Here is a 13,546-nt window from a genome sequence, read left to right as displayed (position 1 = left end):
GGCTCTCAGTCCTTGTAGTCCGGGGCGATGCGCTCGACGAGGCGCACCATGGCGTCCCAGGCCAGATCCAGGCCCACATCGTCGGTGTAGTCGTCGCCGGCGTCTTCGCCGTTGAGTTGGCGCGCGGCGTGCTCGGCGACGGCGGGGTCGGGCAAGACCAGGTCGCCGGCGCGGGTGGCCGCCACCTGGATCTCGCAGGCCTTGTTGAGGTAAAACATCCGCAGGAACGCCCGCCCGGGCGTCTCGCCCACGGTCAACAGTCCGTGGTTGCGCAGGATCAGCGCCGGGTGCGATCCGATGTCGTCGACGATCCGCTTCTGTTCGTCGACGTTGAGTGCCACCCCCTCGTAGTCGTGATAGCCGACCCGGTTGTGGAACTCCATCGAGATCTGGTTGAGCGGCAGCAGTCCCGTCGCCGACGCCGCGACCGCGCACCCGGCGAGCGTGTGGGTGTGCAGAATGCAGTGGGCGTCTGCCCGTTCGCGATGGATGGCGCTGTGGATGACGAAACCGGCAGGGTTCACCACGGCCGAACTGTCGCCGACGACGTTGCCGTCGAGGTCGATCCGCACCAGGTTCGACGCGGTGATCTCCTCGAACAACAGCCCATACGGATTGATCAGGAAATGATCCTCGGGGCCCGGGATGCGCACCGAGATGTGGGTGAAGATGAGATCGGTCATCTTGTAGTGCGCCACCAGCCGATACACGGCGGCGAGCTGGCGTCGGAGCTCGGCCTCGCCGGCGTCGCTGCCGCTCATTGGTAGCCGGCCTTGCGGGCGACGAGATCCTGGAAGTGCGCGGTGATCTGATCCCAATGGGTCACCAGATTGGTTCGATCCGACGCGGGTGAGTGGCGCCCCACCTGCAGTCGATGCAGGATCGGCAGATCCTGCTCGTTCACCTCGAACAGGATGTTGGTCAGACTCTTGCGGGCCGGGCCGTACTTCTCGGCGGCGGCATCGCAGTCGACGAAGATCGCCATGTGTTCCACCGTACGGTCCGGGGCGGCGGCGTCGAACCCGATGACCTGGAACCAGTCGGCCTCGAGGAACAGCAGCGCGTTGGGGAAGACGCAGAAGATGTCCTGGCTCTCGGTGCGCTCGACGGGCACGTCACCGAGGAAGGGCAGCGACTCGTCGGATTTCGCGGTCTTGCCGGCCGCGCCCCGCGGATACATCCCGCCGATGATGTGATCGGCGAGCCACACGTCATCGACGTCGAGTGAGGCGCTGACCGGACCGACCTGGGGGTGGATGAACGGTAGGTGATAGAAGTCGAGGAAGTTCTCCACCACCAGCTTCCAATTCACCGCGATGTCGAACTCGCGTTCGTCGGCGAGATGGATGCGGTCGAAATCGACGTGATCCCAACGTGCGGTGATGGGCGCCAACATCTCGGCGAAATCCGCGGCCGCAGCGTCGGTGTCGGCGAAGTCGGTGGCCAGGTTCACGAACACCATGCCCGCCCACACACGCGACGAGACGGCGAGCAGGCCGAGGTCGTCGGCGCCTTCAGGTAGCGCGCGGGTGCGCTCTCGCTTGAAATACGGTGTGGCGTGAAGGCTTCCGTCGAGGTTGTACGACCAGCAGTGATACGCGCACTGGATGCGCCGACGGACTTTGGCGGGCTCATCGAGCATGGCCATGCCACGGTGACGGCACGAGTTGTGAAAGACGCGGACCTGCTCGTCCTCGCCCCGGATGATCAGCAGGGGTTTGCCCCCGACCGTCACCGGATGCACCTTGCCCGGCTCGTCGACCCAATGGGCGAACCCGGCCCACACCCAACCCGAGGAGAAGATCCGCTCCTGTTCCAGGTCGAACTCTTCTTGTCCCACATAGGCGCGCGCCGGAATCAGCGCTCGCTGGCTGCTGTCGCTCTGCAGCGGTCCGGACACGATCCGGTTGCCTGCGGCGCTGACGTGATCGGTGGGGGACACCGCCGTGACGCTGTCGCTGATGGTCATCGTTGCTCCTGGAGTTCTTCGGTGGCGGCGCGGAACGCCTGGGCCGCCCACTCTTTGAGGATGAGGGCTTCGTGCCAACGGTCGGAAAGCTCGTTGCCGTCGACGTCGGTGATGGCGTATGGCCGGGTGCCGAGTTCGGTGCAGAACACGATCTGCTCGCCCGGATGGCGCCGCTGGATCGACCGGAAACCGGTCTCCCACCAGCCGCGGAACCGCCGCTCCCACCCGGCGCCGGCCGGTGTGCCCAGCGGGACCTGGACCTGGCCGCGGGTGGCGATGCGGCCCTGCAACGATCCGCATCGCTCCAACACCGCGGTGATGAGTGCCTCGTGTTCGGGTGTGGGGTCGTCGGGCAGTTCGTTGGCGCAGACGAAATGAGACAGGTCGCCGGCCACTTCGATCCGTGGGTCGAGGTGTCCGAGCAGCAGATTGGTGAATCGCAGGTCGTTGGTCACGGTGTTGCGGTGGGTCTCCACCTGCATCGTGATGCCGGCCTGCCGGCACGTCTCGTACCAGTCGGTCAGCGTCTCGCACAGGGGAACCGGATCGAATCCGTAGATCTGGGCGCACACCACCATGCGAATCGCCCCGATCCCGTGGGCGTACTCGATGGCGGAGTCCAGGCCGGCCCGGTCGCCGACGAAGGCGAACACCATCGCGGCGAGGTCGTGCTCCGCGAGCAGCGGTGCCAGGTCCGCGGCGGTGGGTGCCTGTCGGGCCCCGAGGTCGACGGCCAGGCCGGCGAACCCAGCTTCCGAGATACGCGCGGCCTGTTCGGGCAGCGTCCAGGGTGTGCGGGCAGTCGGCAGATCCTCCATCGCCCACAGCGACTGGAAGACGGCCAGTTCGGCGGTGGGGGTCAGCATGGCATTCCTGCGATGTGGTTGATGGGATCGGTCGGCCGGCCCTCGTCGTGCCAGGCGAGGACGTTGTTCGCCTGCGCGGTGATGTAGCCGCTTTCGGTGGTGGTGGACAGGTACGCGACGTGCGGGGTGGTGAGCACCCGGGGATGCGCCAGCAGCGGGTCATCGGCGGCCGGGGGTTCGGTGTCGAACACATCGAGTGCGGCGCCGGCCAGCCGGTGGTGATCGAGCGCGTCGAGCAGTGCGGCGGGGTCGAGCAGCGCACCGCGGGCGACGTTGACGAGGTACGCATCGTCACGCATTCGGGCGATCGCTTCGGCGTCGATGATGCCGCGCGTCTTCTCGGTGAGCGGGAGATGCAGGGAGAGCACATCGGCTTCCTCGATGACCGTCCAGAAATCGACGATCTGCACCCCGGGGACGTCCGGTCGGTCCGGCCCGCGGCTGACGTCGTGTGCCAGCACCCGCGCGGCGGCGGGAGCGGCGAGTTCGGCATACGCGCGGCCGGTGCTCCCCAGGCCGAGCACGCCGACGGTCACCTCCGACAGTCGGCGCGGCAGCGTTGGCGGCCGATCGATCCACCCGTGCACCGTGCCACACCCGGCGAAGTACGGGAGTTGGCGCAACAGAGCCAGACTCAGGGTCCAGGCATGTGTGCCGACCTCTTCGGACGCCAGATCTGCGACGGTGCATACCCAGATCCCGCGTTCGGTGGCCGCGGCCACGTCGACGTTGTCGTAGCCGCGCGAGAGCAATGCGATGATCCGCAGATCAGGCAGTCGGTCGAGCAGCTCGCGGTCGATGGGTGCATAACCCACCAACAGCGCGCTCGCACCGGCGGCCGCCTCGGCGATCCGGTCGGGATCACGGGTCTGGCACACCTCGACCCGGAAGCCATTGCCGGACAACAGGTCAACCCCGGCAGCGGGATTGAGGTCGTCGGTGTCGGTGTAGACGGCGAGCGGTCGTTGGTCGCTCATCTCTGGGATGCTCCACATCGGTCGGTGATATGTCAGTGCAGGTGGGACAGGAATTGTCGGGTACGCGCATGGCTGGGGTCGTCGAAGAACGTTTCCGGCGGACCGGATTCGACGATCCGCCCGCTGTCGAACAGGGAGACCTCGTTGGCGACGCGACGGGCGAAACGGGTTTCGTGGGTGACGACCACCATGGTCATACCCTCGTCGGCGAGTTGTTCCATCACGTCGAGTACCTCGCCGACCAGTTCCGGGTCGAGCGCGGAGGTGGGCTCGTCGAACAACATCACCGACGGGTTCATCACCAGCGCCCGCGCGATGGCGACCCGCTGCTGCTGTCCGCCGGACAACTCGCTGGGGTAGTGCTTGAGCCGGTGCGCCATCCCGACGCGTTCGAGCATGGCCTCGGCCTGCTGCCGGGCATCGGCCTTGGACATACCGGCGACCTCGGTCAACGCCAGCGTGACGTTGTGCGCCACGTCGAGGTGCGCGAAGAGATTGAACCGTTGGAACACCATCCCGATGTCGCGACGTTGGCGGGCCAGATGCGATTCCCGCAGCGGCCGGGTGGTCCCGTCGGACATCACCGACACACCCAATTGCTTGCCGTTGAGCAGGATCTCGCCGTCGTCGGCCGGCTCGAGCAGGGCCAACAGGCGCAGGATGGTGGACTTGCCGGACCCCGACGGCCCCAGCAGCGCCTTGACCTCGCCCTTGCCGACGGTGAGGTCGACACCCTTGAGGACCTCGGTATTGCCGTATGTGCGATGCAGGTTGATCGCCTGCAGTACCGGCTCACTCATGCGGGGACCTCCTGGGATGTCGGTGTGGTCACCGAGGTGTGCTGCCCCTTCGAGATCCACTGGTAGCGCCGTTCGAGGAAGTACTGGCCCAACATCGCGACACTGACGATCACGAGGTAGTAGATCAGTGCAGCCGAATAGTATTCGGCGTAGCGGAAGGTGACCGACACCTCGGATTGTGCGGTTGTCAGCAGTTCGCGCAGCGAGATGACCGAGGCCAGCGACGTGTACTTCAGCATCGCGATGAACTCGTTTCCGCTGGGCGGAATCGCGACCTTGATGGCCTGCGGCAGCACCACTTTGAACAACACCTTGTGCGGTGGCAGGCCGAGGGCGCGGGCCGCGATGTGCTGGCCGTCGTCGACCGATAGCAGCGCCGACCGCAGGATCTCGGCCATGTACGCCGCCTCCACGACGGCGAAGCCCACGAATGCGGCCAGGAACGGGGTGAACCAGTTCTCCCGTAGCGCGGGGAAGAGCTGGGGGCCGGCGTTCCAGATGAGCAGCAGCACCAGCAGCGTGGGGATGGCGCGGAAGAACCAGACGTAGGTCCAACCGACCGAGCGTGCGCCCGAGTTCTTCGCGATTCGCAGCAACGCGACCACGAACCCGATGACCGTGGCGGCGATCATCGAGACGACCGCCAGCGCCAGCGACAGCAACGCTCCGCGGAGAAACGTGCCGGAGGTCAGCGCGTCGATGAAGACGTTCCACTCGAAGGTCATGGCCTACTCGGTGACGATGCTGTTGGGATCGAGACCGTACTTCTCGGCGAGCTTGCCCAGTGTGCCGTTGTCGTTGAGCGTCTGCAGTCCCTCGGCGACGGCGGGACTCAGCGGTGAGTCCTTGAGCGTGAACACGCCGAACTTGGTCTCCGCGGGGAAGACGCCGGGGACGGACTTGAGGCTGCCGCCCGACTTGTTGACCATGTCCACCACCGCGACGTCGGTCTCGATGAGCGCGTCGGCCTTGCCGTTGGTGACGGCGGCGACGGTTTCTGCGGTCTTGGGGTACGGCTGAATGGTGATGCCCGGCTTGCCCTCGGATTCGAACTTGCTCGACAGGTCCTTGAGTGTCAACTCATTCGAGCCGCCACCTTGTACCGCGACCGTCTTGCCGGACAGGTCGTCGGAGGTGGTGATGTCGGTGGTGCCCGACGGCACGATCAGGCCCGGGCCGGTGTTCATGAACGGGCTGCCGTCGGCAACCTCGAGACGTTCCGGGCTGAGATAGAGGGCGGCCCAGAGAATGTCGCAGCGCTTGGCCTGCAGCGCAGGCATGAGGCCGTCGAATGCGGTGTTCTGCCACGTGATGTCGAGGCCCCAGAGGTCGGCCAGGGCGCGGGCGCCGTCGGGGTCGAAGCCGACCGGGTTGGAGGTGTCGCCATCGGCGAAGTATTCCATCGGCGGATACTCGGGGTCGGTGCACACCGAGAGCTGGCCCTCACGCAGCAGGCCCGCGGGTGCGTCACCCGATGCCTCGGTGCCCCCGCTGCTGCTCCCGCAGCCGGCGATCGTGGTTGCTGCCAACACGGTGGCGGCGATGCTGACCAGAACTCTTCGCATGGCGTTCCTCAGACCTCGTCGTGTACTTGCCGGCGTGGTCGCCGGTCGTTTCATCACGGAACATTAGGTGTGCTCAGCGGGTGAAACAAACTAGAATTGTCAGTACTGGACACTAAAGTTGCAGATTCGATCACCTAGATGGTGAATTTGCAGCAGGTCCCGAGTGAAGTGCTTATCTGACTGAGAATGTGTCCGTCAGCGTCGAAAAGAGCGGAATTGTTAATTTCTCGTGATGAACAAAGGCCGGCGTCGGTCTCGGGTGTGGACCTGCAGATCCTGGACGAGTTGCGCGCCGACGGGCGGATCACGGCCAACGATCTGGCCGACCGGGTCGGCATCTCCAGAGCTGCCGCGGCGCGGCGGCTGAGCCAGATGCTCGACGAGGACATCGTGCGGGTCGTCGGTATCGTGCATCCGCTGACACTGGGGATTCGCTCGCTGGCGCACATCTCGCTGACCGTCGACCAGCCGGTGCGTCGCGTGGCCGACGCCCTGGCCGCGATGCCCGAGGTGCCGTTCGTGTCGCTGGCATCGGGGAGCTTTCCGCTGATCGCGGAGGTCCGCGCGCGCAGCGATGCCGAACTCGCCGCGGTGCTCGACCGGGTGCGGTCGGTCGATGGGGTGCGTGAGACCGAGACGCTCTATTACACCAACCTGACCGTCGACGTGTTGCGGCCCACTCAGGCCGCCGATGTGGGGATTGATCGGGTCGACGCGAAGATACTGTCGCACTTGCAATTCGATGGTCGTCTGCCGTTCACCGCCTTGGCCGAGCGGGTGGGGGTGTCCACCGGCACCGCCCGGACCCGCGTCCTGCGGATGATCGACAACGGTGTGGTTCGCATCGGTGCCATCACGCGGACCGGGCGGCGCGATGGGCGAGTGGACGTGGGGGTGGGACTCTCGCTGCGCGGCCCCGTCGCGGCCGGCGGTGACTTGCTCGCCGGAATGCCCGAGGTGCGCTTCCTGGCCGAGACGCTCGGCCGGTATGACCTGCTGGCCACGATCGACGCGGATTCGTTGGCGGAGGTGGTCAGTGTGCTGGATCGACTCCGGGCGCTGCGGTCGGTGCTGCGGATCGACAGTTGGGTGCATCTGGACACCGTGAAAGAGAGCTATCACTACCCGATGGAGGTGCGTCCGTGAGCGGCGGACGAGGGTGGCGTGCGCCGACGGCAGCGGCACCGGTGCGTGCCCGGGTGAGCGTTCCGACCGCTCCCGCGACGGACGCGCCCGATGTGGCGGTGGCGGCCGCGTTCGCCGCGGCGGGCCTCATCACCGGCGGCACGGTACTCATTCGCAACTGGCCTGACAGGTCGTCGGCCGCTGAGACGGTGGCTGGTGCGTTCGCCGACATGGGTGGGTACGTGGTGTCGTCGGCGGCCGGGCTGACCGTCACCGGACGATCGACGAGCGGTGCTGTGGGTGCCGTTGACCTGGGTGTATGCGACGACGCGATCGCGCAGATACTGATCGCGGTCGCCGCACTCGCCGACGGGCCGAGCCGCATCGTCGTCGATGACGCGGCGTCGGGGGCGGTCGTCGCCGACAATCTGCGACGTCTGGGCGGCCGGGTCGACACTGACGAATCCGGCTGCCTGACCGTCTATCCCGGCGAGCTGACCGCCGGAAAGTGGGAATCGGCCGGTCGTGCAGACGTCGCCCTCGCGGGGGCGGTGCTGGGCCTCGTCGTCGACGGCCTGGAGGTGACCGATTGGCAAATGGTCGACAGCAGGTATCGCGGATTCACCGGTGAGTGGACCCGCATGCTGGCCGCCGACGAATACCTGGTTCCCGGCAGTGACCGGCTGCCACACGAGTATCTGGAGCGCTGAGTTGGATCGGGGGCGCTTGAGGTTTGCTCCGGGCCTCCTGAGGCACCGGGAACGGTCCGTCGCTAGACGTCGGTGGACACGATCGCCCGCCGCCGTACCGAGAGGAGTTCGATCTCAGGTCGTCCCGCGGCGAACCGTTCGACGGCATCGAGCACCTCGATCACGTGGGACCGATCGGCTGCGACGAGTGACACGCCGATCACCGTCCGACGATGGGCGTCGAGATGGTCGACCTCGGCAACCGAGACAGCGAACCGTCGTCGGATCTCCGCGACCATCGGTCGCACGATCGATCGCTTCTGCTTGAGCGAGTGCACGTCACCGAGGAGGTAGTCGAGTTCCGCGAATCCGATCCACATGGTCGGGCCATCGTATCGATTGCTGGCCGTCGACTCACGGCGGGCAGGTCACCACCGACGGCGCGGATAGAGACGGTGGGCCAGCGCCCTTTTCGATGCGACCGCGCGAGCGCGGTGTTCCTCGGAGAATCCGCCCGCATCGGGCCGGTCGGGGATGATGTCGGGATCGTCGACGATCGTCCATCGTGACCCGGCCGCGGCCAGCGACTCGTGTTTGGTCGCGTAGTAGTCCGGCCGGCCGATGACCGCGACGCCGGATTCGCCCGCGGCGGCCGCGACGAGATGGGGATGGAAGCGTGTGCTGATCCATGTGTCGCCGCGCCCGACCGGGAGTCCGGACCGCCAGACATCGAGGAACGGGATCGTCGCGGCGCCGGCCAGGCGATTGCCGAGGCGGCTCGGGATCTCCAGATCGCCGCCCGGGATTCCCTCGAGAACCGTGACGGCGTCGCCGCCGACCTGCCACGCGTCGAGCGTGGCGCCGACGAAGCGGGTGAGCGCGTCGAGGCCGGTCATCCCGAACGCGGCGAAATCCTCGGTCAGATCGGCCTGCAGACACAATGTCACCCCGTGCCGCGCCGGTCCGCCCGGATCGCGTCGGGTGCTCGCCGGATCGTCCACGGCCAACCACGCGTCGTCACCGGTGTGACGTCGTGCGGCCGTGCCGGACAACGCCTCCGCCGACGCGGCATCGCGCACGTCGAAGATGGTGAACGCCTCGGCGGACTCGGTGAGGACCGCGCGCGCGGGCCCGTCGAACAGGGGGATCAGGCCCTGCCCGGTGGCATACGCGGGGACGCCGGTGGTGCGGGCGAGTTCCGCGGCCGCGGCCACGAGCGAGACATGCTGTGGCCATACCCGATTGAGGTATCCACCGCCGAGCAGGTGAACCGAGGAGGCGCGCCGGAAGACGTCGACGCCTTCGGCGAGGCGGGGTGCGGGGCCGAAGCGGGTCGCCGCCTCGGCCACCCAGGTCCATGGCGTCCGCGCGTCGGGTCCGTCGGTGCGTTCGGTGTCGGCGGCGTACTGGGTCAGCTGCCACAGCGTGTCGACGAAGACCGCGCCGGGGTGGATGCCGCGCAGCAGCAGACCTGCCTGACCCGGACTGTGGCAGTCGAGGACCACCATCGCCCGCGGCCGCGCCCGGGCCAGATGATGCAGCCATGCGCGCGCGATCAGTTCGTCGCCGTAGTTCGGATGACCGGAGGGCGCGATCAGATAGATGATCTCCTCGGGGTGACGTCGCTCCCGGATCCGGTCGACGATGCCACCGCGCAGGTTCGCGATCCCGGGCACATGCATTCCGCGGATGTTACCCATCTCCGGGGGAGACCGGCCCGACGCGTCAGTGATCGCCGCCCATGAGGGCGGCCACATGGTCGGGCACGTACTTGGCGAGCGACCTCGGTGGCCGCCGGTAGTTGCCCGAGTCGATGGGCTTCTTCGGCAGGTCGACCTTGTTCCGCGGCACATCCTCGTAGTCGATGGTCGACAGCAGATGCGAGATCATGTTCAGCCGCGCGTGCTTCTTGATGTCGGACTCGACGACGAACCACGGGCTGAGTGCGGTGTCGGTGTGCACCATCATCTCGTCCTTGGCTCGGGAGTAGTCCTCCCATCGGTAGACGGCCTCGAGGTCCATCGGGCTCAGTTTCCACTGCCGGACCGGATCGTCCATCCGGGAGCGGAACCGTTTGAGCTGTTCCTCGTCGGACACCGAGAACCAGTACTTGCGCAACAGGATTCCGTCGTCGATCAGCATCTGCTCGAAGATGGGTGTCTGACGCAGGAATCGGGTGTGCTCCTCGGGGGTGCAGAACCCCATCACCTTCTCGACGCCCGCACGGTTGTACCAGGAGCGGTCGAACAGCACGATCTCGCCGGGCGCGGGCAGCTGGGCGACGTAGCGCTGGTAGTACCACTGGCCCCGTTCGCGATCGGTCGGGGCGGGCAGCGCGGCGACGCGGGAGACGCGTGGGCTCAGGTACTCGGTGATGCGTTTGATGGTGCCGCCCTTGCCTGCGGCGTCCCGGCCTTCGAAGATCACCACGACGCGGGCGCCCGTCGCGCGAACCCACTCCTGCAGCTTCACCAGCTCGGTCTGGAGGCGGAACAGTTCGGCCTCGTAGACCTTGTTCGCGACCTTCTTCGGACTGTCGCCGTTCTTCGACTTCTTCGCCATGGACGAAGCTTACGGTGGTCGACGGCGTTGTGATGCACAGTGACCCACGATGGGTGAGCCCGTCGGGCGAGACGACGGGCCGATCGACCCGTTCAGGCGGGGAGCAGGTCGCCGACCGCAGCGATCTCGTCGGCGAGCTCGGCCACCGATGCGTCGATCCGGGTCCGCGAGAACTCGTTGATGTCGAGCCCCTCGACGATCTCCCATCGCTCGCCGACCGATCGGACCGGGAACGAGCACACCAGACCCTCGGGAACCCCGTAGACGCCGGGCGACGGCAACGCCGCCGAGGTCCAGTCGCCGTCCGGGGTGCCCAGCACCCAGTCGTGGACGTGGTCGATGGTGGCGCTGGCAGCCGACGCCGCGGAGGACGCGCCGCGGGTCTCGATGATCGCGGTACCACGCCGGGCCACCGTCGGGATGAAGTCGTCGACAAGCCAGGCGCGGTCCTCGGCGAACTCGGCGCCACTACGGCCGGCCACGCGGGCATGGAAGATGTCCGGATACTGCGACGCGGAATGGTTGCCCCACACCGAGACGCGGGTGATCTCCCGGGCCGGGCACCCGGCGCGGTGGGAGAGCTGTGCGATCGCGCGGTTGTGGTCGAGGCGGGTGAGCGCGGTGAACCGCTCGGCCGGTATGTCGGGGGCGTGGGCGGCGGCGATCGCGGCATTGGTGTTCGCCGGGTTACCGACGACGATGACCCGGAGATCTTCACCGGCAACGTCGTTGAGCACCGCACCCTGCTCGGCGAAGATGGCCGCGTTCGCCTGCAGCAGGTCGGCGCGTTCCATGCCCTTGCTCCGCGGCTTCGCGCCGACGAGCAAGGCGTAGTCGGTGCCGTCGAAGGCGGCGCGGGCGTCGTCGAAGATATCCACCGAGGTGAGCTGCTCGAAGGCGCCGTCGTCGAGTTCCATCGCGGTACCGACGGCCGCCGACACCGCGCCCGGCAACTCGAGCAGACGCAGCCGGACCGGCTGATCGTGTCCGAGCATGGCACCCGCGGCGATCCGGAACAGCGCCGCATAGCCGATGTGGCCGGCGGCGCCGGTGACGGTCACCACGGCGGGAGGGGTCGAGGGCATGGGGCTCCTTCGGAGTTCGGAGAGGTGCGGCCGTCGCGGCCCGTGTGTCAGCGGGGTCGTGCCGGACGTTCGACGAGGACCACGGTCTGTCGAGGACTCGACAACGTCAGCACCGGACCGACCGCGCGCCACGTCAACGGCACCGAGGTGAACGTCGTCAGCCAGCTGTCCGCGCCGGAACGCGGTGGGGGGCAGGCCATCATCGTCGAGATCGGGGCGCGCACCCTCAGCTGGTCTCCGGCGACGGTGACCGTCCCCAGGTGGCGGTTGCACCCGGCGCCGAGGCCGACACGGTGGTCCGACGCGAAACTGATCGTCATCGGGCCGCCACCCGGGATGGCGCCGCCGACGACGGCCACCGACGCATAGGTCTTACCGGTCAACGGGGTGAGCGGATCACCGGGCGGTGGCACCGGCAGAGGCCGGATGGGTGCCGGCGGTCGCGGCGCCGGCACCGCCGTCGCGGGGGTCGCGCCGAGGATGGCGGCGATGAGGGCGAGCAGGCCGACGACGGTCACCGTCAGTCGAGTCCGGTCCCGCCTCGACGCAGTGCCGATTCGGCGTCCCACCCGGTGCGCCGGGATGGGATGATCGATCCGGTTCGTGGTCGCTTCTCCGCCGGTGAAGGACATGAACCCAACGTAGTCCAATCGGTGGACGTGCCCAACCGATGGAACGGGCGGTGAACGATGACGCAAGCTGACGTATCGACGGTGGCGGTGACCTGCCGGACCGAATACCTCGGTCGACGACACGTCTCGGCTGCCCGGTTCGCATGGGTGTGCATGGTGATCGGCCTGCTCGCGCTGGTGATCCTGAACGCCGCCGACGTGGGTGGCACCGCGACCGCGGTGATCGTCGCCGGCGCCCTGGCCTGTTCGCTGGCGCTCGCGGCATTCGGGCGCCTCGGTCGTCGCGGCGCGGTGATCATCGCCGCGGACGCCGACAGCGTCTACCTGGGGGACGAACAGCACGGCATCGTCAGCCGTCCGCTGGCCGATCTCCGGTCGGTGTCGTTGGGGGCGCTCTCGGAGACCACCGGTGCGCGCACCGCGGCGACCCGTGAGCTGACCATCAAGGGACTACGCACGCTGACAATCGAATTCGGCCCTACGGAATCCGATCGGGACGATGCGGCCACGGAACCCGAGCGATGGCGGATCGGGGTCGTCGAGAGCGATCCCGCTGCGGCCGAGGTGATCGGACGTCTTCGTGCACGTGCGCCACAACGCACCCGACGCGCGGCCGCGGCCGCGGCGAACACACCCGACTCGGGCGGTTCCGTCGACGTCGACCGGCCGGCCGCCGCGGAATCGCGGTCGAGCACACCCCGGGTTGCCGACGCGGGCAGCGACGAGGCGGCCGAGCGGTTGTGGGAGGAGGCGACCCGTCGGCACGACACGATCCTGCGTGACTACGGGAACTACGAACTGCAGCCGGACATGATGTTGCGGTTCCCCGCGGTCACCGATGTGACCCTGACACCCGTGCAGGATTTCCACGAGGCGCTCGACGACGCGACAGCACTCCGGACCGACGCCTACCCGGGCAGTCGGCAGCGCGCCGACGAGTACCAGCAAGCGGTCAACAGGGTGCGACGTGCGTGGATCGCCTGCGAGACCAACGGCCGCAAGCTCGGTACCACCTACCTGGAGGCGGCCGACCGCGACGACCTGGACAAGGCGCTCAAGCTGTTCAACCATGCGCAGAGCAGCTCCACACCCGCCGAGCAGGCCAGCTACTACACCCGCGTGCACGAGATCGTCACGACACTCACCGATCGTGGGAGCCTGCACCCGCCGCAACCGGCGATCGCGGAGCTGAAGGCGGCGACGAGGCGGGCGATCGAGGCCCGCCCCGCGCCGGCACCGCAGCGGCAGGAGGGGTGACCTGCGCGGACTGACCGCG

15 protein-coding genes are annotated in these 13,546 nt (G+C 67.7%); 3 read left to right on the top strand and 12 right to left on the bottom strand.

What is annotated here, in order from left to right:
* Nucleotides 1-5: 5 nt before the first annotated feature.
* Genes D7316_RS06240 through D7316_RS06210 form a run of 7 tightly spaced genes read right to left on the bottom strand, consistent with a single transcriptional unit; the run spans nt 6 to nt 6,177 of the window.
* A complete protein-coding gene (locus D7316_RS06240; RefSeq protein WP_124707511.1) occupies nt 6-761 on the bottom strand; it encodes a class II aldolase/adducin family protein in 756 nt (251 codons plus the stop codon).
* Entirely contained in the window at nt 758-1,969 is a 1,212-nt protein-coding gene (locus tag D7316_RS06235) for an aromatic ring-hydroxylating oxygenase subunit alpha (protein ID WP_124707510.1), read from the bottom strand. Before D7316_RS06235 ends, D7316_RS06240 begins: the two co-directional genes overlap by 4 nt.
* Nucleotides 1,966-2,835: a sugar phosphate isomerase/epimerase family protein gene (locus tag D7316_RS06230; protein WP_124707509.1), complete on the bottom strand. Its 870-nt coding sequence runs from the start codon at nt 2,833-2,835 to the stop codon at nt 1,966-1,968. Before D7316_RS06230 ends, D7316_RS06235 begins: the two co-directional genes overlap by 4 nt.
* Complete coding sequence (locus D7316_RS06225; RefSeq protein WP_124707508.1) at nt 2,829-3,812, bottom strand: C-terminal binding protein; 984 nt, start codon at nt 3,810-3,812, stop codon at nt 2,829-2,831. The genes D7316_RS06230 and D7316_RS06225 overlap by 7 nt, the downstream gene beginning before the upstream one ends.
* 32 nt (nt 3,813-3,844) lie before the next feature.
* Complete coding sequence (locus D7316_RS06220) at nt 3,845-4,612, bottom strand: amino acid ABC transporter ATP-binding protein (protein WP_124707507.1); 768 nt, start codon at nt 4,610-4,612, stop codon at nt 3,845-3,847.
* Nucleotides 4,609-5,337, bottom strand: a complete 729-nt coding sequence (locus tag D7316_RS06215; RefSeq protein ID WP_124707506.1) for an amino acid ABC transporter permease — start codon at nt 5,335-5,337, stop codon at nt 4,609-4,611. Before D7316_RS06215 ends, D7316_RS06220 begins: the two co-directional genes overlap by 4 nt.
* 3 nt (nt 5,338-5,340) lie before the next feature.
* Nucleotides 5,341-6,177 (bottom strand): ABC transporter substrate-binding protein, encoded by an 837-nt coding sequence (locus tag D7316_RS06210; RefSeq protein ID WP_164473740.1) that lies wholly within the window; start codon nt 6,175-6,177, stop codon nt 5,341-5,343.
* Nucleotides 6,178-6,438: 261 nt separating this feature from the next.
* Between D7316_RS06210 and D7316_RS06205 the strand changes: the two genes are divergently transcribed.
* Both D7316_RS06205 and D7316_RS06200 read left to right on the top strand, forming a co-directional pair.
* Nucleotides 6,439-7,323: an Lrp/AsnC family transcriptional regulator gene (locus D7316_RS06205; RefSeq protein ID WP_164473739.1), complete on the top strand. Its 885-nt coding sequence runs from the start codon at nt 6,439-6,441 to the stop codon at nt 7,321-7,323.
* On the top strand, nt 7,320-8,012 hold the full coding sequence (locus tag D7316_RS06200; protein ID WP_164473738.1) for a 3-phosphoshikimate 1-carboxyvinyltransferase: 693 nt from the start codon (nt 7,320-7,322) through the stop codon (nt 8,010-8,012). Before D7316_RS06205 ends, D7316_RS06200 begins: the two co-directional genes overlap by 4 nt.
* 62 nt (nt 8,013-8,074) lie before the next feature.
* Here D7316_RS06200 and D7316_RS06195 read toward each other — a convergent pair whose 3' ends face one another.
* From D7316_RS06195 to D7316_RS06175, 5 genes are all read right to left on the bottom strand, one after another.
* The gene (locus tag D7316_RS06195) at nt 8,075-8,371 is read right to left on the bottom strand and encodes a DUF503 domain-containing protein (RefSeq protein WP_124707502.1); all 297 of its coding nucleotides are present in this window, start codon (nt 8,369-8,371) and stop codon (nt 8,075-8,077) included.
* Nucleotides 8,372-8,419: 48 nt separating this feature from the next.
* Nucleotides 8,420-9,673, bottom strand: a complete 1,254-nt coding sequence (locus tag D7316_RS06190) for a polysaccharide pyruvyl transferase family protein (RefSeq protein WP_124707501.1) — start codon at nt 9,671-9,673, stop codon at nt 8,420-8,422.
* A 43-nt stretch (nt 9,674-9,716) separates the two neighbouring features.
* Nucleotides 9,717-10,553, bottom strand: a complete 837-nt coding sequence (gene ppk2 / locus D7316_RS06185) for a polyphosphate kinase 2 (protein WP_124707500.1) — start codon at nt 10,551-10,553, stop codon at nt 9,717-9,719.
* A 92-nt stretch (nt 10,554-10,645) separates the two neighbouring features.
* Nucleotides 10,646-11,638, bottom strand: a complete 993-nt coding sequence (locus D7316_RS06180) for a malate dehydrogenase (protein WP_124707499.1) — start codon at nt 11,636-11,638, stop codon at nt 10,646-10,648.
* Nucleotides 11,639-11,685: 47 nt separating this feature from the next.
* Nucleotides 11,686-12,270, bottom strand: a complete 585-nt coding sequence (locus tag D7316_RS06175; RefSeq protein WP_124707498.1) for an META domain-containing protein — start codon at nt 12,268-12,270, stop codon at nt 11,686-11,688.
* Nucleotides 12,271-12,327: 57 nt separating this feature from the next.
* On the opposite strand from D7316_RS06175, the gene D7316_RS06170 reads away from it, so the two are divergent.
* Nucleotides 12,328-13,527 (top strand): hypothetical protein, encoded by a 1,200-nt coding sequence (locus tag D7316_RS06170; RefSeq protein ID WP_124707497.1) that lies wholly within the window; start codon nt 12,328-12,330, stop codon nt 13,525-13,527.
* Nucleotides 13,528-13,546 lie beyond the last annotated feature (19 nt).

The sequence above is a fragment of the Gordonia insulae genome (genome assembly GCF_003855095.1).
Classification (GTDB): Bacteria; Actinomycetota; Actinomycetes; order Mycobacteriales; family Mycobacteriaceae; genus Gordonia; species Gordonia insulae.
The sequence above is the reverse complement of the archived record's forward strand: the minus strand, read 5'-3'. Positions and strand labels throughout refer to the sequence as shown.

Coding starts and splice junctions, on each gene's coding strand:
- D7316_RS06240 (WP_124707511.1), bottom strand. CDS start 761: ATGAGCGGCAGCGACGCCGGCGAGGCCGAGCTCCGACGCCAGCTCGCC.
- D7316_RS06235 (WP_124707510.1), bottom strand. CDS start 1,969: ATGACCATCAGCGACAGCGTCACGGCGGTGTCCCCCACCGATCACGTC.
- D7316_RS06230 (WP_124707509.1), bottom strand. CDS start 2,835: ATGCTGACCCCCACCGCCGAACTGGCCGTCTTCCAGTCGCTGTGGGCG.
- D7316_RS06225 (WP_124707508.1), bottom strand. CDS start 3,812: ATGAGCGACCAACGACCGCTCGCCGTCTACACCGACACCGACGACCTC.
- D7316_RS06220 (WP_124707507.1), bottom strand. CDS start 4,612: ATGAGTGAGCCGGTACTGCAGGCGATCAACCTGCATCGCACATACGGC.
- D7316_RS06215 (WP_124707506.1), bottom strand. CDS start 5,337: ATGACCTTCGAGTGGAACGTCTTCATCGACGCGCTGACCTCCGGCACG.
- D7316_RS06210 (WP_164473740.1), bottom strand. CDS start 6,177: ATGCGAAGAGTTCTGGTCAGCATCGCCGCCACCGTGTTGGCAGCAACC.
- D7316_RS06195 (WP_124707502.1), bottom strand. CDS start 8,371: ATGTGGATCGGATTCGCGGAACTCGACTACCTCCTCGGTGACGTGCAC.
- D7316_RS06190 (WP_124707501.1), bottom strand. CDS start 9,673: ATGCATGTGCCCGGGATCGCGAACCTGCGCGGTGGCATCGTCGACCGG.
- ppk2 (WP_124707500.1), bottom strand. CDS start 10,553: ATGGCGAAGAAGTCGAAGAACGGCGACAGTCCGAAGAAGGTCGCGAAC.
- D7316_RS06180 (WP_124707499.1), bottom strand. CDS start 11,638: ATGCCCTCGACCCCTCCCGCCGTGGTGACCGTCACCGGCGCCGCCGGC.
- D7316_RS06175 (WP_124707498.1), bottom strand. CDS start 12,270: ATGTCCTTCACCGGCGGAGAAGCGACCACGAACCGGATCGATCATCCC.
- D7316_RS06170 (WP_124707497.1), top strand. CDS start 12,328: ATGACGCAAGCTGACGTATCGACGGTGGCGGTGACCTGCCGGACCGAA.